Below are 18,434 nucleotides of genomic sequence, written 5' to 3'. Positions count from 1 at the left end.
GCCTGCTCTGTGAGCCAGATCGAGACAGTCGATATCGCCGTCATCGGAGCCGGCATGGGTGGCGCCGCTGCCGTGGCACTGCTGCTGGAGGCGGGTTTTTCCGTCCATGTCTTCGAGCAGGCCCCGGTTTTCTCACGGATCGGCGCGGGCATCCATATCGGCCCAAACGTGATGAAGATCTTCCGGACCATCGGTCTCGAGGACCGCTTGTCCGAAATCGGCTCTCATCCCGATTACTGGTTCTCGCGCGACGGAAACAGCGGCGACTATCTGTCCCGGATTCCGCTCGGCGATTATGCGAAGAAGGAATATGGCGCCCCCTACATCACGATCCACCGGGGCGACCTGCATGCCGAACAGATGGACATACTGCCGGCCGATCGGGTGCATTTCGATCACGGCCTGAGCGACCTGCAGGAACGCGACGACGACGTGCTGCTCAGCTTCACGAACGGCAAACAGGTCTCCGCCCGTCTGGTGATCGGCGCCGACGGCATCAACTCGATGATCCGCGAGAAACTGCTCGGCCCGGAAAAGCCGAAATTCTCCGGCTGGGTCGGGCACCGCGCCATGGTCAACATGGACAAGCTGCGCGCCTCGGGCCTCGACTTCGAGGCTTGCGTCAAATGGTGGTGGGAGCTGTCCCGCCACATCATGGCGTACGACACCAAGGGCGATAAGTCGGAATACTATTACGTCACAGGCGTACCCGTGGACGGCTGGGAACATGACGAGCCGTTCGTCGACAGCTCCCGCGAGGAGATGGAAGCGATCTTCGGCGGCTCGCACCCGGTGATCCAGACCCTGATCGACGCAACCGAGACCGTCACGAAATGGCCGTTCTGGAACCGCGACCCACTCAACCTCTGGAGCCGTGGCCGGTTGGTCCTGCTCGGCGATGCCTGCCACCCGATGCGCCCGCATATGGCGCAGGGCGCCTGCATGGCCATCGAGGATGCCGCCGTCCTGACCCGGTGCCTGAAGGAGCTGGGGGCAGAGAATTACGGGGATGTCTTCAATCTCTACGAGGCGACGCGACGGGACCGGGCGACCAAGGTGCAGACGATTTCCAATGCCAATACCTGGCTGAAGGAGCCGGAAGACCCAGCCTGGGTCTATGGGTACGACCCTATCCGGGCCGAACTGGGTGGCTCCCAACCCTGACGGCAATGCCGGAGGGCGGGTAGGTACGGCCCGACAACGGCAATTTCTCTGTCATCTCCAGCAGCATATCGATCATGCCTTTCTCCGCCCTGTTGAGGCGCGAGGCCGGATTGGTGACGAGAAAGACATCGATTGCCGGCGGATCGTCATAGGGCGGCAGGCGCCAGAGCAGACCATCCTCGACATCGCGGGTCATGACATGGATCGGCAACGGGCCGATCCCGACCCCGGCAACGATCAGCCGTTTCACCTCTTCCAGCTGGGAAGAGGTCGCACGGATCGTATGATCGAGATTGAGCTGAGTGCGCAGTACGGCGACGGGCCGGAGCGCATCCTGCAGGCTGTCTGTATCGAAGGTGACCGAAGGCTCACCGTCGAGATCCGCCAGAGTCAGGTTCTTCTGCCCGAAAAAGCGGTGGGTCGGCCCGCAAAAGAAGCCGAAATGCTCCCGGAAAAGCTTGTCATAGGTCAGATCGGGATGCTGGCGGTGAACAAGGCAGATCCCGAGACTGGCTTTCTTCTCCAGCACCGATGCCACCACGTTCGCACTGGTTTCGACGGATATGTCATAGGTCACGTTGCTATGCCGGTGACTGAATTCCCTCAGGGTAGCGTCCAGCGGCGGGAAGATCACATGACTGGCCAGGCGTATCCGGACATGACCGCGGATCTCGTCCTCGATATCGCGTAGCTCCACAGTCAGCCGGGCGATCGTGCCATGGATCTCAAGCGCCTCGTGATAGAGGCTCTGCCCCGCGTCGGTGACCCGGAAGTGACTGGGCCCGCGGTCGATCAGCCGCTTTCCGAGGCTTGTCTCCAAACGTTTGAGAGCATTGCTGACACTCGGTTGTTTGAGCAAAAGCCGATCTGCCGCCGCAGTGATACCGCCCTCCTGAACGATTGCGATGAAGGTGCGCAACAGGTTCCAGTCGAGCTCCCTCGCGAGGCGTTCACTGTCGTCCACCCGAGGCAGTTCCATAGACCATTCCTCAAATCAATGACCGTGATTTTCATTATCTATTGGAACAATGACCGAGCCTGATGAAGATTTCTACATTCGAGATGAGCCGCATGTGCGGCCGCCGAGAAGAGCCGGACAACCGGCCGTTCAAGACAGGGTCGCGTATCGTTGGGGACATTTTCAGGTGAGCGCATTGCGTAGCAAGGCTATGAGGCCGTGGTGGCTCTTGTCGCCGGCACTGGTCACGATCACGCTTCTTGTGGTCGTGCCGATGTCGCTGATCCTGATTTATTCCTTCTATATCAATATCGATCTCGGCGTGGACCGCCCCGCTTTCTCGTTCGAAAACTGGTCGGAGCTGTTCACCGACAACTACTACCACGTGGCCATATGGAAGACGTTCAGGCTCTCCGTCATCGTCACCGTGCTGGCGGCCCTGCTCGGCTACATTCCGGCCTATTTCATCGCCAACACCACCTACAAGCACAAATGGCTGCTGCTCCTGCTGTTGATCCTGCCCTTCTGGGTCAGCTTCATCATCCGGACGCTCTCCTGGATCCACATCATGGGCAATCAGGGCGCCATCAACGGTGTGTTGCTCTGGCTTGGAGTGATCGACGAGCCGTTGCAGATGATGTTCAACGAGTTCGCAGTCATCGTCGGCTTCATCCACGTCTTCCTGCCCTACATGATCCTTAATGTGTATGTCAGCCTTGAAGGCGTCGACCGGAACCTTGTGCCCGCCGCGCGAACTCTCGGCTGCTCGCCCTGGCAGGCTTTCCGTGAGGTGACGCTGCCGTTGTCCCTGCCGGGCCTGGCCGCGGGCAGCTTGCTGGTCTTCGTGCTCACTGCCGGAAGTTACGTGACGCCTCTTATCCTCGGCGGCCCGAACGACTTCCTGTACGGCAACCTGATCTATGACGCGATCCTGTCCGAGCTGAACTGGCCGATGGGCGCGACACTCTCCTTCACCCTGCTGGTTCTGCTCGGTCTCGTGGTTGTCCTCTACAGCCGGATCATGGGCATGAACCAACTCTACAAAGCCTTCGGGTGAGGAGCGGGCCATGGGTTGGAACCTGATCCGCCTCTATGCGGTCGCCGTCTATATCTTCATGTTCGCGCCGGTTGCGGTTGTCCTGCTGCTGGCTTTCAACAGCTCGCAGTTCGGCGGCTTCCCGATCGAAGGCTTCAGCCTGCAATGGTTCGAGAAGCTTTACGAAAACGAGGCGATCGTCCGCGCTTTCAAGACCTCGTTCGTGCTCGGAATCGGCACCGCCATCCTGGCAACCACGATCGGCATTCTCGCCTCCCTCGCCCTCGTCAGATACCGCTTCCCGGGCAAGGCCTGGATCACCACCTTCCTGATCTCTCCGGTTCTGGTGCCGGAGACGGTCCTTGCCGTCGGCCTGCTGCTGTTCCTGCGCTGGCTGTCGATGCCGCGCTCCTTCGCCCTGCTGCTGATCGGCCACACGATCATCGCCCTGCCCTTTGTCGTGCTCGTTGTCCAGGCGAGACTTGTCGGCATCCGCAAGGACTATGAGGAGGCGGCGCTCAGCCTCGGCGCCAATCCGCTACAGACCTTCTTCCAGATCACGTTGCCGCTGCTGATGCCGGCCGTGTTCGCCGGCGCGCTGTTCGCCTTCACGATTTCATTCGACAACATCACCGCGACAATCTTCTGGCGTCCGGCCGGCTCCGAGACCGTGCCGACGCAGATCTTCGGCATGCTGCGCAATTCCGTCAGCCCGGAAATCAATGCCCTTGGTTTCGTCATGATCGTCATCACCGTCGGCGTGCCGCTCATGGCGGGCGGACTCGCCCGGTACTTCACACGCAAACAACGATAATCCGCCATCTCATGAACAGAGGAGAAACAACGATGAAAATCAGCTCAACAAAGCGCTACGAAACCCTGCGCGAGCGCATGGGTAACGGCGACATGGACCGCCGTTCCTTCATGGCGCTGCTCGGTTATGCCGGCATCGCCGCCGGTGTCGCAGGCGGCAGCATGACCGCTCTCAGCCGGCACGCCATGGCCGCCGGAACCGACATCTATTTCGAAGGTTGGGGCGGCGTCGTCAGCGAGGCCCTGCGCAAGCATGCCTTCGATCCCTATACGGCAAAGAGCGGCAACAAGGTCATCGACTCCGCCTTTGGCGGCGAGTCCGAAGTGCTGACCAAGATCAAGGCAGCCGGCTCCATCGACGGCCACAACATGCTGCATTCCTCCGGTGTGAGCTGGTATCAGCGCTGGGTCGACAACGGCTATGGCAGTGAGCTGAACGAAGCCAACATCCCGAACATGGTCAACGTGATGGACGCCATCATCAAGCCGTTCCGGGCCATCACGCCGAACAGCCTGTCCGCAGTCCCGTACGACTACGGAACCACCGGGATCGCCTACAACACCAAGTATGTCTCCAAGGAAGAAGCCGAGGCGCTTGGCGCCAATTTGCTGCTCAAGAAAGAGCTGAAAGGCAAGATCGGCGGCTGGGGCGGCGACTGGGCGAACCGGGCATGGTACGGCGCGCTGCAATCAGATCAGGATCCGAACAACATCAAGGACTGGGACGCGGTCTGGGAAAAAGCCCGCGAGCATCGCGGCCTGATCGTCAAATACTGGGAGTCCGGCGCCGAGCTGATGGATCTTCTCGCCAAGGAAGAGATCTATGTCACAGAGGCCTGGTCCGGCCGTGTCGCCGCGCTGCAGGCCCAAGGTCATCCGATCGGCTATCTCGACCCGAAGAACGGCCTCGCCTGGATGGAAAGCATGTTCGTGCTCAAGGGCTCGCCGATGGCCGACGCCGAAGAGTTGCTGAACTTCATGCTGGCACCGGAAACCGCGCTCGCGGTCGCCGAAGGACAGAAATACCCGTCCTCGCTCGATCCGAACAAGATTGCCATGTCCGACGTGATCAAGGGGCTGCCGGCCTTCGATCCGACCGGCAAACTGGAAGGCCTCGTGTTCCGCGATCCGACGACCTGGAACCCGGTCGAAAAAGCGCAGAAGAAGCAGTGGAACCGCCTGAAGAAAGGCGCCTGAGCCTTTCATCCAACATCCCGGCCGGCCTCTCCGGAGGCCGGCCGGACCCGCTGGAACAGTCTATAAAGCGAGGAATGGTCAGTGGCGCAGGTTGAACTTGTCGGCATTCGGAAGGCCTTCGGCACCGTTGTCGCGGTCGAAGACGCGAACATCACCTTCGAGGAAGGCTCCTTCACCACGCTGCTGGGGCCATCCGGCTGCGGGAAAACAACCTTGCTGAGGATGATCGCCGGGCTCGAATCCCCCACAACCGGCGACATCCTGGTTGGCGGCCGGCGCGTGAACGACATACCGATCCACAAACGCAATCTCGGCCTGGTGTTCCAGAACTATGCCCTGTTCCCGCACAAGACCATCGGCGAGAACATCGCCTTCGGCCTGAAATATCGCGGTGTGCCGAAAGAGGACGCCCGCAAGAAGGTCACCGAGGCCCTGAACATCGTCCGCCTCCCCGGCGTAGAGGACCGTTTTCCGACCCAGCTGTCCGGCGGCCAGCAGCAGCGCATCGCGCTCGCCCGCGCCATCGTCGTCGAGCCGGACGTCCTGCTGCTCGATGAGCCGCTCTCGGCCCTGGATGCAAACCTGCGCGAGGAAATGCGGGTTGAGTTGAAAGCCATCCAGAACCGCATCGGCGTCACCACGATCTTCGTCACCCACGACCAGTCCGAAGCGCTGGCCATGTCCGACCGGATTGTGGTCATGAGCGCCGGCAGGGTCGAACAGATCGGCACGCCGGAGCTGGTCTATAACCGCCCAGCCTCCGAATTCGTGACAACCTTCCTTGGCAACGCCAACATTCTTTCCGGCACTGTGAAGGCCCTGAACGACGGCATCGCCGAGATCGAGGTCCCCGCTCTCGGCAGTATCTTCGCCATGCTGGAAGCAAGTGAGAGCCAGCCTTTGAAAAGCGGAACACCGGTCAAGCTGTCGATAAAGGCCGAGAAACTGGCACTGGAAGACCAACGCACAGCCGGCGCGCACGATACCGTGCTGACAGCGCAGGTACGGGATGTCGATTACCAGGGTCAGGTGGCCCGCTACTTCCTGCAGGCAGGCAATCAGTCTCTGCAGGCGATCAACCAGATCGACGAACGCCCGCATACGGTCGGCAAAGAGGTCGCGATCCGGGTCCGCGCCCGAGATTGCGTCATTCTGCCGGCGTAAGATCTCGAAGCGAATACCGAGCAACCGCTCGCCCCCCGTCCAAAACCAAAGCGAGGCCGCGAAACTTGACAGATTTCCGTCAAAATACGATCAAAAGAACAAAGTATTGGAAAGCACTGTTTCTCGATGACGAAGTCAATTGCCCTTCGCAGCTCCCAACCACGGCGGATGTCTCGCGAGGAAAAATCCCGTGAAACCTATAGGCTTATACTGGAAGCTGCAGCGCAGGTGGTTGGAAGCGAGGGATACGCAGACGCGTCGATTTCAAAAATCACCCAGCTCGCCGGCATCGCACAGGGAACGTTCTACAACTATTTCAAATCACGCCAAGACGTCCTGAACAAGCTCCTGCCCTATATGGGCCGCCAGATGCTCGATCACATCGCCACCTCGCTGCCGCGCGACCTGACCGGCTCAGAGCGCGAAAAGGCGCGCCTTCTGGCGTTCCTGGAATATCTCAACACCCATCCCGCATTCTACCGCATCCTCTATGAGGCTGAAGTATTCGCGCCGGAAGCCCATGCTGAACATTTCCGTGTGCTGGTCAATGGCTACAAGGGCTCGCTCGGCCGCGCAGTCGAGCGCGGTGAGATTCAAGGGTTCGACGAGGCCGAACTGGAGGCCGTGATCTATATGCTGCTTTCAGCACGGTCCTACATTTCGATGCACTATGCACGGGACGACAATGGTCGCGCCAAGGCGGTACCCGCGCACGTGATCCAGGCCTATATGAAGATCCTTACCCGCGGGCTGTTCTCGCCCAGCTGAGGCGCAACGCCTTCGGATACCAGACACTTCAGATCGCGAGATAGCGCTTTGTGATCGCCTCATTGGCCCGCAGACCGTCAATCGTATCGCGGTAGACGATATGCCCCTTGTCGATCACCGCTGCATCTTCGGAAATACCGAGACAGAAATGCATGTTCTGCTCCGCAAGCACGATGGTCACGCCCGTCTCGCGCAGGGTGCGGGTATCTGGGCTCCACCGTGTTCACCCAGATACCGGCCCGGCCCCATTCGGCGGTGAGATTCATGGTCATGTTGGTCACCGCCGCCTTGCTAGGCGCATAGGCATGGCGCGGCACCGAGCGCTCGGCCGTCATCGAACTGATAGTTACGATTGAGCCGCCACGGCGCTTGTTGACGTAGCAGCAGTCTCGCCATCCATCACGAACCCCTCATACCCGCTGGTCGCGATCCGGTCACAGATCCCGCGATAGCGGGCCATGCCGCCGGCATAGGGCATGAAGACTTGCGGCTTGCCGGGCACGTTCGCGCCAAGGTACCAGGAATGCCCAGCCTTCGGCAGCAGAGTGGCGTTGGCGGCATCATTGACATGCTCGACCCAGTCCGTGACAGCCTGCTCGTCCGGCTCAATCCGCTCGACACCCTTTTTCTCCATCTGCTCAATGCAGTTGGTCACCCATTCAACATGCTGCTCGATTGCGACCGGCATGTTGCAAAGCACCGACGGGCTGCCCGGACCTGTAATGGTGAACATGTTGGGGAAGCCGGCAACCTGAAGCCCCAGATAGGTACGTGGACCCGCTTCCCAGGCAGTGCTTAAGGAGACCCCGTCACGCCCGACGATGCCGAGCTTGAGCAACGATCCCGTCATCGCATCGAAGCCGGTGGCGAAAACGATGATGTCGAGCGCGTATTCCTTCCCGCTCGTGCGTATTCCCTTCTCGGTAATCTCGACGATCGGAGTCTTACGCAGGTTCACGAGGCTGACATTGTCGCGGTTGTAAGCCTCGAAATAGCCGGTATCGATCGGCGGCCGCTTGGTCGCGAAGGGGTGGTCGATATCGGAGAGTGCCTCGGCTTTCTGCGGATCCGATACGATCTCCCGGATCTTGCTCTTTAGGAACTCGGCCGCCGTGTCATTCGCCGCCTTGTCGAGCAGCAAATCCTGGAACACCGCTCTGAACCGCAACCCGCCGACCTCCCAGGCCTTCTCGTAGATCGCCCGTCGCTCCTCGGCGGAGACGTCGAACACATTGCGCTCCTCCATCAGGAACGGGTGACCGTTGGTCGAGGCATGCATGGTGTGGCGGATATCGTCAGTGTTCTTCTTCGCCCACGCCTTGAACTCGGCAGACAGCGGGCCGTTCTGTGCCGGGATGCTGTAATTTGCCGTGCGCTGGAAAACCGTCAGATGCTCCGCTTCGGCGGCGATCACCGGCACAGCCTGGATACCGGTCGAACCGGTGCCGACCTGGCCGACGCGCTTGCCGGTGAAGTCCACTCCCTCATGCGGCCACTGGCCGGTGTGATACCATTGGCCCTGAAAGCGATCCCGGCCCGGAATATCGGGTACGTTCGCCGATGACAGACAGCCGACCGCGGTGATCAGATACTTGGCCGTAAGAGTCTCGCCACTTGCGGTTTCGACCAGCCACCGGTTTGCCGCCTCATCGTAACGCGACGCGGTGACGGTCGTGTCGAGCTGGATGTCCCGCTTCAGATCCAGCTTGTCGGCGACGAAATTCAGATAGCGCACAATCTCCGGCTGCTGCGGATACCGTTCGGACCACTCCCACTCCTGCAACAAGGCGTCGGAAAAGTAATAGCTGTATGAATGGCTCTCGGAATCGCACCGCGCACCGGGATAGCGGTTCCAGTACCAGGTCCCACCAACACCATCGCCACGCTCCAGGACACGGGCCTTCAGCCCCAGCCGATCACGCAACAGGTGAAGCTGATACATGCCCGAGAACCCGGCGCCGACGATCACCGCATCAAGATGGCGGTTTGCTTGCGGGTCGGCTGCCTGAAGTCTGGCAAGTGTCGATCCATCACTCATGACTGTCCCTTTTCCTCCGTGGTCTTCAACGAATAATGAACCATCGTTCATTTTTCAGCAAGCCGAGGATCGACCGACCCTTTGCATGACTGTCATTACTATGAAGACTGTAATTGAGATGGTCCGATGAGAGCAGAGCCGGGTAAAGAAAGACCTCTGAGGCGACGAAAAACCCAACCCACGGATATAATAGTATTCTCTGACAGATCTTAGCGACCCGACGGGAAACCGTCACAGTATCTAAATGGCGGGCGAACATGAGCATATGGCGGCGGACTGACAGCATCGAAGCGCAGATCCTCTCGTACAGTGGCCTCGCCGAAGCCCTGAGGATCGGACGTGCCCCCGACACCACGCGCATCCGGAATGTTCCAGAGAGATCCCGCCTGGTAATGCGGGCGAACGTAATATCCAACGTCGACTGCGGCGCGCTCCGCGCCGTCAAGGGCTGATCCGTGCGCTTCACCCTCGACCAACTCAGAGCTTTCCTGGCCGTCGCGCGCACGGGCAACGTACGCCGGGCCGCGGAGGAACTGCATCTGACCCAGCCAGCTGTAACCGCCCGAATAAAAACGTTGGAGACAGCACTGGGTGTCGAATTGTTCGATCGTTCCGCCTCGATGCGCCCGACCAAAAACGGGGCGGCGCTGATCGGCTATGCCGAACAATACCTAAAGCTGAACAGCCTCATCCAGAGAGATGTCGGCCGACCGGACGGCATGCAGTCTCTCTTTCGGATCGGCGTGTCCGAAACCATCGTGCAATCGTGGCTCCCGGAGTTCATCACAGCGCTCAGAACGGAATTTCCCCGGCTGACCGTCGAGATTGATGTCGACATTTCCCGCACGCTAAGAGAGAGACTTTTCGCCAACGCGATAGACCTTGCACTCCTCATGGGACCGATTTCAGATTACCGGGTCGAAAACATTCCTCTCCCCGACTATCAGATGACCTGGTTTCGCGCGCCGTCTCTGTCCGTCAGCGATCCGGCTGCGGGCGCGCCTGTCATTACATTCGCCCGCGACACCAGGCCTTTCCGTCTGCTTAAGGAAACGCTTCTGGAACGCTACGGACCTGGTGCGGTCATCTTCCCGTCCTCTTCACTTTCAGCCTGTTTCCGGCTGGTTGCAGCCGGGCTTGGTATCGGCGCCTTGCCGCTTTCACTAGCCGCGGACTATCTGACTTCAGGGCAGGTCGAACAATTTGATCCCGGCTGGACGCCAGAACCGCTGAGCTTCACAGCCTCTTTTCTCGCGGCGCCCGAGGTCTCTGTGACCGGTCGGGCGGCTGAGATCGCGCAGATGGTTGCCACCGCATACGATAAAAATTAGTGATCGAATTAGCGCAAAATAACTAATTTGAACCTGATCAAATGCGCAGCCTACTGTTCTTTCGACGCAGGAGGCACCAATGCACGCATACGGCGATGCTTCAAATCCAACCTACGACGATCTCGCTGGCCGCGACGTGGAAACGGTGCGGGCGGCAATCAGGGCCGGCGCCTATCGCGGTCACACAGCAGGTCTCGCCTCTGGAAAACTCCAGGTAAATCTGGCGATCCTGTCAGTGGACCTCGCGCCCGATTTCGAAGCATTCTGCCGGCGGAACCCGCAGCCCTGCCCCTTGGTGGGGATGACCGAGCCAGGTAATCCGCTGTGGCCCGCGCTCGGCGACATCGACGTCCGCACCGACACGCCATCCTATAATATCTACCGGGACGGCAACCTGGTCGAATCCGTTCCAGACCTGAGCGCGGTTTGGCGTGACGACCTCGTAGCCTTTGCGATCGGCTGTTCCTTTACCTTCGAGACGGCATTGATTGCCGCCGGTGTGCCCATGGCACATATCGAGGCCGATACGACCGTCCCGATGTACCGCACGAATATCGAAACGATACCCGCCGGCCCCTTCGGCGGCGGCATGGTTGTCTCACTTCGTTACGTGGCGCCGGACCAGGTAGATCTGGCACGAGAAACCACCGCCCGGTTCCCCTGGGCGCATGGCGCACCGGTCCATGTCGGGGATCCGGCCGAGATCGGCATTGAGGACGTCCATGCGCCCGACTGGGGCGATCCACCTGTCAGCACCGAGGGCGTGCCGGTGTTCTGGGCATGCGGCGTGACACCTCAGAATGCCCTCGCAGAAGCCCGCCCGCCCCTCTGCATCACCCACACGCCCGGGCGGATGCTGATCACGGACATCGACGACCAGACCAACAGTTTCATCGCGTGACCACTCAAAAACAGGGAGACAAAAAATGAGAAAACTAAAGGCTTTAGGCGCTGCGCTCGCCATCACGGCAGGCTTGTCCGCGTCCGGTCCGGCGGTCGCCGACAGTCCGACGGTCATCAAGGCCGTGGGAACCTGGGGCAGCCTGACAAATTATCAGAAACATGAAGGTCCGTTCTGGAACGAGCGGATCGCCAAGGCCTCCGGCGGATCCATCATCGGAGAGATCAAGCCGCAGACAGAACTCGGCCTGAAAGGCTTCGAGATCATGCGGCTCGTGAAGAACGGCGTGTTCGATTTCGCCTTCGGGCTTCCGGGCTATGTCGCGGCGGAGAATGCCGTGTTCGAGGGCGCCGATCTTTCCTCCGTCACCCAGGACATCGAGACCGAGCGCAGTGTGGCGAAAGCCTATTACCCGATCCTCGAGAAAGCCTTCGCTGAGATCTACAACGCCAAGCTTCTGATGCTCTATCCGTTCCCCAGCCAGACGCTCTGGTGCAACGCCGAGGTGAACGGGATCGAGGATCTCAAGGGCAAGAAGGTCCGGGTCTATGCCACCACCCTCGGCGACTTCGTCGAAGGCGTCGGCGGCACCTCCGTCACCGTGCCGTTCGCAGAAGTCATCCCGGCGCTCGAGAAGGGCGTGGTCGATTGCGGTATCACCGGAACCATGTCCGCCTACAAGGCAAAATGGCACCAGGTTGCAACCCACGCCTACACGCTTCGGGTTGGCTGGGGCCTCGCCTTCGGCGCCATGAACATGAACAAGTGGAATTCCATGAGCGCCGAGAAGCAGGCTCTGCTTCAGAAAGAACTGGCCATTCTGAACGATCAGATGTGGACCGAGACCGCGTCCGAAGACGACATCGCCATCAGCTGCATCACCGGCGGCACGTGCGATATCGGCGAGCCGGGTGCGATGAAGCTGGTCAAGCCTTCAGCTGAAGATCTCGCCCTGCGCGACACCGTCGCCACTGACGTCGTCCTGGCCCGCTGGGCAGAGCGCTGCGGTGCCGACTGTGCCGCCGACTGGAACAAGACTGTCGGCAAGATTCTCGGATTGACGGCGAAAGCCAAATAAACGGACAGTCGCCGGCGCCGGTCACAACCCGGCGCCGGCGGTCCTGCCTCAAGCTCGTACCGATCGGTTCTCGAGGAGCTCCTGCATGATTCGTCTGATTGATTGCGCTCACAGGCTATCCCGCTGGCTTGTCTGGCTCGGTGGTGCGCTCATCCTGGGATCCGCCTTTCTGGTCACCCTGGAGGTGATCCTGCGGAAGTTCTTCAACACATCGATTGCCGGCGCGGACGAGATATCCGGCTACGCATTCGGAGTGGCGACCTCTCTCGGCCTCGCCTTCGCGCTTTTCGAGCGCGCCCATATTCGGATCGACGCCCTTTTTCTGATCCTGCCGCGCTCTTTAAGGATGTTTCTCAATTTCTTCGGGCTCGCACTGCTCATCGGCTTTGCCGGAATTGTAACCTGGATGGCTTGGGGACTTGTCGCCGACACATTGCAGCATGGCTCCCGCTCGATCACGCCAATGCGCACGCCTCTCGCCATCCCCCAGATCCCCTGGCTGGCAGGCTGGATCTACTTTGTCGCCTGCGGCCTTTTGCTGTTCTTCGGCATGCTGTTCACCACGCTCACGGGGGGGATGGCCGAGGCGGAGCGGCGGATCGGCGTGAAGACCCTGGACGAACAGATCAAAGACGAGACAGCCTGATGCTTGCCAAGACGCTTCTGATCCTCCTGGGCCTCATCGCACTGGCCGTTCCCGTCGCAGCCGCGCTGGGCTGGCTCGGTATCACCCTGCAGTATCTCGAAAGCCCGATGCCGCTGCATCGCGCGCTGGGCGACATGGTCTGGCAGACAGGGACCGACTTTCTGCTGGTCGCGATCCCCATGTTTGTCCTGCTTGGCGAAATTCTGCTGCGTTCCGGGATCGCTGCGAAGATGTATGCCGGCATCGTCACCTGGCTCGGCTGGTTGCCCGGCGGGCTGATGCATGCCAATACCGGCTCATGTGCGCTCTTTGCCGCGACATCCGGCTCCTCCGTCGCGACTGCTGCGACCATTGGCACAGTCGCCATCCCGGAGATCGAGAAGCGCGGTTACAACGAGCGTATATTTCTCGGGACCATTGCCGCGGGGGGCACGCTTGGCATTCTCATCCCCCCTTCGATCAACCTGATACTCTTCGGTCTGCTGACGGACACTTCGGTTCCGGAACTCTACCTCGCAGGTTTCATTCCCGGCTTCCTGCTGGCCGCGCTCTTCATGGTGACGGTCATCTTACTCTGCATTGCGAAGCCGGCATGGGGCGGAGAACCCGTCGTGGCCACGTGGGATGACCGGATCGACGCTCTGCCCTCGCTCCTGCCGCCGATCGGCATCTTCCTGGTTGTGGTCGGCTCGATATATGCGGGCGTCGCGACACCGACGGAAGCCGCTGCGCTGGGCGTCGTCGCCGCTCTGGGGCTCTCTTGGGCGAACGGCTCGTTGTCGCTGGATATGATCAGGGTGGCAGTCGAGGGCACCATGCGGACAACCTCGATGATCCTGCTGATCATCCTCGCCGCCGTCTTTTTGAACTTTGTCCTGTCGGTGATCGGCCTGACCCAGGCACTCGCGGATTTCGTCACCGGCCTCGGTCTCTCGCCGATGCAAACGATGCTGATGCTGATCGGGGTTCTCATCGTCGTCGGCTGTTTCATGGAGACACTTTCCATGCTTCTCACCGTCGCCCCGCTCATTACACCGATCGTGATAACGCTCGGGTTCGACCCGGTCTGGTTCGGGATCCTGCTCATGGTCCTGCTGGAGACCGCGCTTATCACGCCGCCGATCGGCATCAATCTTTACGTGGTTCAGGGCGTACGAGAGCGGGGTGAATTGACCGATGTCATGATCGGAGCCGCGCCTTTTGTCTTGACGATGTTTGCGATGATCGCTGTGCTGTTGATGTTTCCCGATGTCGCTCTCTGGCTTCCCAGCCTCTTCTATTAAGCAATCATCTACCTGACCAAACTTTCTAAAATCGTGCGCAAGAAGCGCAACGGAGGAATTCTGTGATGTGGCAATTCTGGGTCGACCGCGGCGGCACCTTCACCGATATCGTGGCGCAGAAACCAGACGGGACACTCGTCACCCACAAGCTGCTGTCCGAAAACCCCGAGCGCTACAGAGACGCCGCCGTTCAGGGTATCCGGGACCTTCTGGGATTGACCAAAGACGCCCCCGTCCCCGTGGGCACCATCGAGTCCGTGAAGATGGGAACGACCGTTGCTACCAATGCCCTTCTCGAGCGCAAGGGCGACCGCACCTTGCTCCTTATCACCGAGGGCTTCGGTGATCTGCTCCGGATCGGACACCAGGCGCGCCCGCGGATCTTCGACCTTCACATCACGCTGCCGGAACTGCTCTATGAACGGGTGGTCGAAGTTCACGAGCGGCTGGATGCCGATGGCGAGACCGTGACGCCGCTCGACGAGGACAGTGCGCGCGCCGCGCTCAGAAAGGCGAAGACAGACGGCATCGACAGTGTCGCCATTGCCTTCATGCACAGCTACCTCAATCCGGTGCACGAGGCCCGCATCGCCGCCATCGCCGCCGAGGAAGGCTTCGGGCAGATCAGCGCATCGCACCAGGTCTCGCCGCTGATGAAACTCGTCCCGCGTGGCGACACGACCGTGGTTGACGCCTATCTCTCGCCGATCCTCCGCCGCTATGTGAACCAGGTTTCCGACGCGCTCGGGGGCGAGGGAAAGCTGATGTTCATGCAATCGAACGGCGGTCTGACGGACGCGACGCTGTTCCAGGGCAAGGACGCCATCCTGTCCGGACCGGCCGGCGGCGTCGTCGGAATGGTGAAGACCGGCGCGCTTGCCGGTTATGACCGCCTGATCGGGTTCGATATGGGCGGCACCTCGACGGATGTCTGCCATTATGCAGGAACCTACGAGAGGTCCTTTGAGACCGAAGTCGCGGGCGTCCGCATGCGGGCTCCGATGATGAACATTCACACGGTGGCGGCAGGCGGCGGATCGATCCTGCATTTCCGCGACGGACGCTTCCAGGTCGGCCCGGACAGTGCCGGCGCCGATCCGGGTCCGGCCTGCTACCGGCGTGGCGGACCGCTGACCGTGACCGACTGCAATGTGATGCTCGGCAAGTTGCAGCCGTCGCATTTTCCCGCCGTCTTCGGCCCCGACGCGGATCAGCCGCTGGATGCCGCTGTCGTCCGGGAGAAATTCGAGGCGCTTTCCAGGGAGATCGCCGCCGAGACCGGTGCTGCCGTCCGGACGCCGGAGGACCTTGCCGAGGGCTTCCTGCGGATTGCCGTGGAGAACATGGCGAACGCGATCAAGAAGATCAGCGTTCAGCGCGGATACGATGTCACGAAATACACGCTGCAATGCTTTGGCGGCGCCGGCGGTCAGCATGCCTGTGCCGTTGCGGACGCCCTCGGCATGGAGACCGTCTTCGTGCACCCCTTCGCCGGTGTGCTTTCTGCCTATGGCATGGGTCTGGCGGAGATCCGCGCCCTGCGTGAGCGCCAGTTCGATGCGCCGATCTCTTCAGTCGCCGCAGCAGAGGTCGCGCTGAAGGAGGCCGCCGACGAGGCCGTCGCAGAGGTCGAGAGACAGGGTGTTGCCAGCACGGCTATCCGCGTTGAGCGACGGGCGCATCTGCGCTATCGCGGCTCGCACCAGGCCTTGGAAGTCCCGTTCGGCGACGAAGCTGCGTTGCGTGCGGGATTCGAAGTCGCGCACCGAGCCCGCTTCGGCTTCGCCGCAGGTGAGCGCGAGCTGGTTTTCGAGGCACTCGCCGTGGAGGCCGTCGGAGGCGCGGCGGAAATCACCGCCGAGACATTTCCGGCCGGCGAAGGCACGCCGTCTGCCGTCGATCAGATCGACAGCCATTTCGGCGGCAAGGCGACGCCGCTCTATGACCGTGAAAGCATGACGTCCGGTCAGACCGTCGACGGGCCAGCAATCATCAAGGAGCCGACAGGCACCAATGTGATCGAACGGGGCTGGCAAGCCGCGGTCGATGAATGGGGGCATCTCATTCTCTCGCGTACCGTTCCGATGATCCGGGCGGAAGCTGTCGGCTCCAGCGCCGATCCCGTGATGCTCGAGGTCTTCAACAATCTCTTCATGTCCATTGCCGAGCAGATGGGCGCGACCCTGGCGAACACGGCCTATTCGGTGAATATCAAGGAAAGGCTCGATTTCTCCTGCGCCCTCTTTGGACCTGGCGGAGACCTCGTCGCGAATGCGCCACATGTGCCGGTGCATCTCGGGTCCATGTCCGAATCCATACGCACCGTGATCCGGCTCAATCCGGACATGAAGGAAGGCGACGTTTACGTTCTCAACGCGCCGTTCAACGGCGGCACACACCTTCCCGATGTGACCGTCGTCACGCCGGTCTTCGACAACGGAAAACCGATCTTCTATGTCGCCTCCCGCGGCCACCATGCGGATATCGGCGGCAAGACGCCCGGCTCCGCGCCGCCCGACAGCCGTCACATCGAGGAAGAAGGCGTGCTGATCGACAATTTCAAGATGATCGACGGCGGCCGGTTCCGGGAAGCCGAAACCCGCACTCTGCTTGGGTCCGGCCCCTACCCGTGCCGGAACATCAATGAGAACATGGCCGATCTAGCGGCCCAGGTGGCGGCGAACGAAACCGGCGCGCGGGAAGTCGCGAAGATGATCTCCCAGTTTGGACTCGAAACGGTGCATGCCTATATGGGGCACGTGCAGGATAATGCCGAGGAATGCGTACGGCGCGTGATCGACGCCCTGAAGGACGGGTCTTTCGACTACGAGCTTGATAACGGTTCCTTCATCCGCGTCGCTGTCAGGGTCGATCATGAGCGGCGCGCCGCGGAGATCGACTTCACCGGCACGGCATCGAACGCCTTGAACTACAACGCCCCGCTCGCGGTGTGCCACGCCGTTGTCCTCTATGTATTCCGCACCCTTGTCGGCGCTCCTATTCCCCTGAACGAAGGCTGCTTCAAGCCGCTGAAGATCATCGCCCCGGAAGGCTCGATGGTGAATGCGCGCTACCCCTCGGCGGTGATTGCCGGCAACACCGAAGTCAGCCAGCTTGCCTGCAATGCCCTAATGGGCGCACTTGGCGCGATGGCAGGCTCCCAAGCGACCATGAACAATTATGTCTGGGGCAACGACCGTATCCAGAACTACGAGACAATCTGCGGCGGCACGGGCGCGGGCCCCGGCTTTGACGGCTGCTCGGCCGTGCAGACACATATGACCAATACAAGGGGGACGGACCCGGAGGTTCTGGAACATCGCTTCCCCGTACGGCTGGAAGAATGGTCAATCCGGCGCGGCTCGGGCGGCACCGGGCGCTGGCATGGCGGGGACGGGATTACCCGCAAGATGCGCTTTTTCGAAGACATGACGGTCACGACGCTCTGCTCGCATCGACGCGTTCCGCCCTTTGCTGGGCCAGGCGGATGTCCCGGCGAAGTGGGCCAAGAATGGATCGTCAGAGCTGACGGAAGCCACGTTGAGCACGGCGGCAACGATCAGAACGAGGTCCACGCCGGCGACCTGTTCGTCATGCAAACCCCGTCCGGCGGCGGATGGGGAACGCCCTCTTCCTGATAAAGTCCGGGTATGGTGCAGAGGATTGATTTAACAGGAGCCGGCTTGGGTGGCTCCTGTTCATCTCTTGCTGAACTTCGCCGGTCATTTCAGTGCTTAGAATGCAAAAACGGCCCAGCCTGGAGTGGCTAAGCCGTTGATATATTGTTTAGTTTGGTTGCGGGGGTAGGATTTGAACCTACGACCTTCAGGTTATGAGCCTGACGAGCTACCGGGCTGCTCCACCCCGCGCCATGGGTGTGATTGATTTGCATTGTGGAGGTTAAGATTTTTGTCTTGTTCGTAGATGACCTGGCGGCGACCTACTCTCCCACGCCTTAAGACGCAGTACCATTGGCGCGGAGGGTTTTCACGGCCGAGTTCGGAATGGGATCGGGTGCGGGCCCCTCGCCATGACCACCAGGTCATCTACGAGCAAG

Annotated in this window: 16 protein-coding genes, 1 tRNA gene, 1 rRNA gene and 1 pseudogene; 13 read left to right on the top strand and 6 right to left on the bottom strand. The window is 60.8% G+C overall.

The genetic code is table 11. The annotated features are described in order from the left end of the window. Window positions 1-9: 9 nt before the first annotated feature. Entirely contained in the window at window positions 10-1,164 is a 1,155-nt protein-coding gene (locus K328_RS0114990; protein WP_028466666.1) for an FAD-dependent monooxygenase, read from the top strand. Here K328_RS0114990 and K328_RS24255 read toward each other — a convergent pair. After that, complete coding sequence (locus K328_RS24255) at window positions 1,130-2,143, bottom strand: LysR family transcriptional regulator (RefSeq protein WP_051284956.1); 1,014 nt, start codon at window positions 2,141-2,143, stop codon at window positions 1,130-1,132. The genes K328_RS0114990 and K328_RS24255 overlap by 35 nt on opposite strands. Before the next feature lie 166 nt (window positions 2,144-2,309). Here K328_RS24255 and K328_RS0114980 point away from each other — a divergent pair, with 166 nt between their 5' ends. From K328_RS0114980 to K328_RS0114960, 5 genes are all read left to right on the top strand, one after another. Then, window positions 2,310-3,179: an ABC transporter permease gene (locus K328_RS0114980; protein ID WP_245577561.1), complete on the top strand. Its 870-nt coding sequence runs from the start codon at window positions 2,310-2,312 to the stop codon at window positions 3,177-3,179. 10 nt (window positions 3,180-3,189) lie between these two features. Continuing rightward, entirely contained in the window at window positions 3,190-3,972 is a 783-nt protein-coding gene (locus K328_RS0114975) for an ABC transporter permease (RefSeq protein WP_028466664.1), read from the top strand. 32 nt (window positions 3,973-4,004) lie between these two features. Then, window positions 4,005-5,168, top strand: coding sequence for an extracellular solute-binding protein (locus tag K328_RS0114970; protein WP_028466663.1), 1,164 nt, complete (start codon window positions 4,005-4,007; stop codon window positions 5,166-5,168). Between the two features lie 81 nt (window positions 5,169-5,249). Then, window positions 5,250-6,332, top strand: coding sequence for an ABC transporter ATP-binding protein (locus tag K328_RS0114965; protein WP_028466662.1), 1,083 nt, complete (start codon window positions 5,250-5,252; stop codon window positions 6,330-6,332). A 126-nt stretch (window positions 6,333-6,458) separates the two neighbouring features. Next, window positions 6,459-7,100 (top strand): TetR/AcrR family transcriptional regulator, encoded by a 642-nt coding sequence (locus K328_RS0114960; protein WP_036554548.1) that lies wholly within the window; start codon window positions 6,459-6,461, stop codon window positions 7,098-7,100. A 28-nt stretch (window positions 7,101-7,128) separates the two neighbouring features. On the opposite strand, the gene K328_RS27010 is transcribed toward K328_RS0114960, so the two are convergent. The 3 genes and pseudogenes from K328_RS27010 to K328_RS24250 form a co-directional block, all read right to left on the bottom strand. Further along, a complete protein-coding gene (locus tag K328_RS27010) occupies window positions 7,129-7,281 on the bottom strand; it encodes a hypothetical protein (RefSeq protein ID WP_245577559.1) in 153 nt (50 codons plus the stop codon). A gap of 85 nt (window positions 7,282-7,366) precedes the next feature. Then, window positions 7,367-7,435 (bottom strand): annotated as a pseudogene (locus K328_RS27180) (hypothetical protein); the annotation flags it as partial. 11 nt (window positions 7,436-7,446) lie between these two features. Further along, the gene (locus K328_RS24250) at window positions 7,447-9,138 is read right to left on the bottom strand and encodes a flavin-containing monooxygenase (RefSeq protein ID WP_051284955.1); all 1,692 of its coding nucleotides are present in this window, start codon (window positions 9,136-9,138) and stop codon (window positions 7,447-7,449) included. Between the two features lie 257 nt (window positions 9,139-9,395). Between K328_RS24250 and K328_RS0114945 the strand changes: the two genes are divergently transcribed. The 7 genes from K328_RS0114945 to K328_RS0114915 all read left to right on the top strand — a co-directional run bounded on the left by K328_RS0114945 (window position 9,396) and on the right by K328_RS0114915 (window position 18,015). Continuing rightward, window positions 9,396-9,590, top strand: a complete 195-nt coding sequence (locus K328_RS0114945) for a hypothetical protein (protein WP_028466660.1) — start codon at window positions 9,396-9,398, stop codon at window positions 9,588-9,590. A gap of 3 nt (window positions 9,591-9,593) precedes the next feature. Further along, complete coding sequence (locus K328_RS0114940) at window positions 9,594-10,469, top strand: LysR family transcriptional regulator (RefSeq protein WP_028466659.1); 876 nt, start codon at window positions 9,594-9,596, stop codon at window positions 10,467-10,469. Between the two features lie 79 nt (window positions 10,470-10,548). Further along, window positions 10,549-11,370: a putative hydro-lyase gene (locus K328_RS24245; protein WP_036554545.1), complete on the top strand. Its 822-nt coding sequence runs from the start codon at window positions 10,549-10,551 to the stop codon at window positions 11,368-11,370. Between the two features lie 25 nt (window positions 11,371-11,395). Continuing rightward, entirely contained in the window at window positions 11,396-12,448 is a 1,053-nt protein-coding gene (locus K328_RS0114930; protein ID WP_028466658.1) for a TRAP transporter substrate-binding protein, read from the top strand. 85 nt (window positions 12,449-12,533) lie between these two features. Beyond that, window positions 12,534-13,094, top strand: coding sequence for a TRAP transporter small permease subunit (locus tag K328_RS0114925; RefSeq protein WP_036554542.1), 561 nt, complete (start codon window positions 12,534-12,536; stop codon window positions 13,092-13,094). Beyond that, window positions 13,094-14,377 (top strand): TRAP transporter large permease, encoded by a 1,284-nt coding sequence (locus K328_RS0114920; RefSeq protein ID WP_028466656.1) that lies wholly within the window; start codon window positions 13,094-13,096, stop codon window positions 14,375-14,377. The genes K328_RS0114925 and K328_RS0114920 overlap by 1 nt, the downstream gene beginning before the upstream one ends. Before the next feature lie 65 nt (window positions 14,378-14,442). After that, window positions 14,443-18,015 (top strand): hydantoinase B/oxoprolinase family protein, encoded by a 3,573-nt coding sequence (locus K328_RS0114915; RefSeq protein ID WP_028466655.1) that lies wholly within the window; start codon window positions 14,443-14,445, stop codon window positions 18,013-18,015. Window positions 18,016-18,169: 154 nt separating this feature from the next. Here K328_RS0114915 and K328_RS0114910 read toward each other — a convergent pair. After that, window positions 18,170-18,246 (bottom strand) — tRNA-Met (locus K328_RS0114910). A 58-nt stretch (window positions 18,247-18,304) separates the two neighbouring features. Beyond that, window positions 18,305-18,419: ribosomal RNA gene (gene rrf, locus K328_RS0114905) — 5S ribosomal RNA — on the bottom strand. Window positions 18,420-18,434: the final 15 nt, after the last annotated feature.

Origin of the sequence: Nisaea denitrificans DSM 18348 (assembly GCF_000426505.1) — a bacterium.
Classification (GTDB): Bacteria; Pseudomonadota; Alphaproteobacteria; order Thalassobaculales; family Thalassobaculaceae; genus Nisaea; species Nisaea denitrificans.
Note: the sequence above shows the minus strand (reverse complement) of the source record. Positions and strands in the feature narration are given on the sequence as shown.

Bases quoted from the DNA above. Each gene is read 5' to 3' on its own strand.
- K328_RS24255 (WP_051284956.1), bottom strand. From the start codon at position 2,143: ATGGAACTGCCTCGGGTGGACGACAGTGAACGCCTCGCGAGGGAGCTC.
- K328_RS0114975 (WP_028466664.1), top strand. From the start codon at position 3,190: ATGGGTTGGAACCTGATCCGCCTCTATGCGGTCGCCGTCTATATCTTC.
- K328_RS0114970 (WP_028466663.1), top strand. From the start codon at position 4,005: ATGAAAATCAGCTCAACAAAGCGCTACGAAACCCTGCGCGAGCGCATG.
- K328_RS0114960 (WP_036554548.1), top strand. From the start codon at position 6,459: ATGACGAAGTCAATTGCCCTTCGCAGCTCCCAACCACGGCGGATGTCT.
- K328_RS24250 (WP_051284955.1), bottom strand. From the start codon at position 9,138: ATGAGTGATGGATCGACACTTGCCAGACTTCAGGCAGCCGACCCGCAA.
- K328_RS0114945 (WP_028466660.1), top strand. From the start codon at position 9,396: ATGAGCATATGGCGGCGGACTGACAGCATCGAAGCGCAGATCCTCTCG.
- K328_RS24245 (WP_036554545.1), top strand. From the start codon at position 10,549: ATGCACGCATACGGCGATGCTTCAAATCCAACCTACGACGATCTCGCT.
- K328_RS0114930 (WP_028466658.1), top strand. From the start codon at position 11,396: ATGAGAAAACTAAAGGCTTTAGGCGCTGCGCTCGCCATCACGGCAGGC.
- K328_RS0114925 (WP_036554542.1), top strand. From the start codon at position 12,534: ATGATTCGTCTGATTGATTGCGCTCACAGGCTATCCCGCTGGCTTGTC.
- K328_RS0114920 (WP_028466656.1), top strand. From the start codon at position 13,094: ATGCTTGCCAAGACGCTTCTGATCCTCCTGGGCCTCATCGCACTGGCC.
- K328_RS0114915 (WP_028466655.1), top strand. From the start codon at position 14,443: ATGTGGCAATTCTGGGTCGACCGCGGCGGCACCTTCACCGATATCGTG.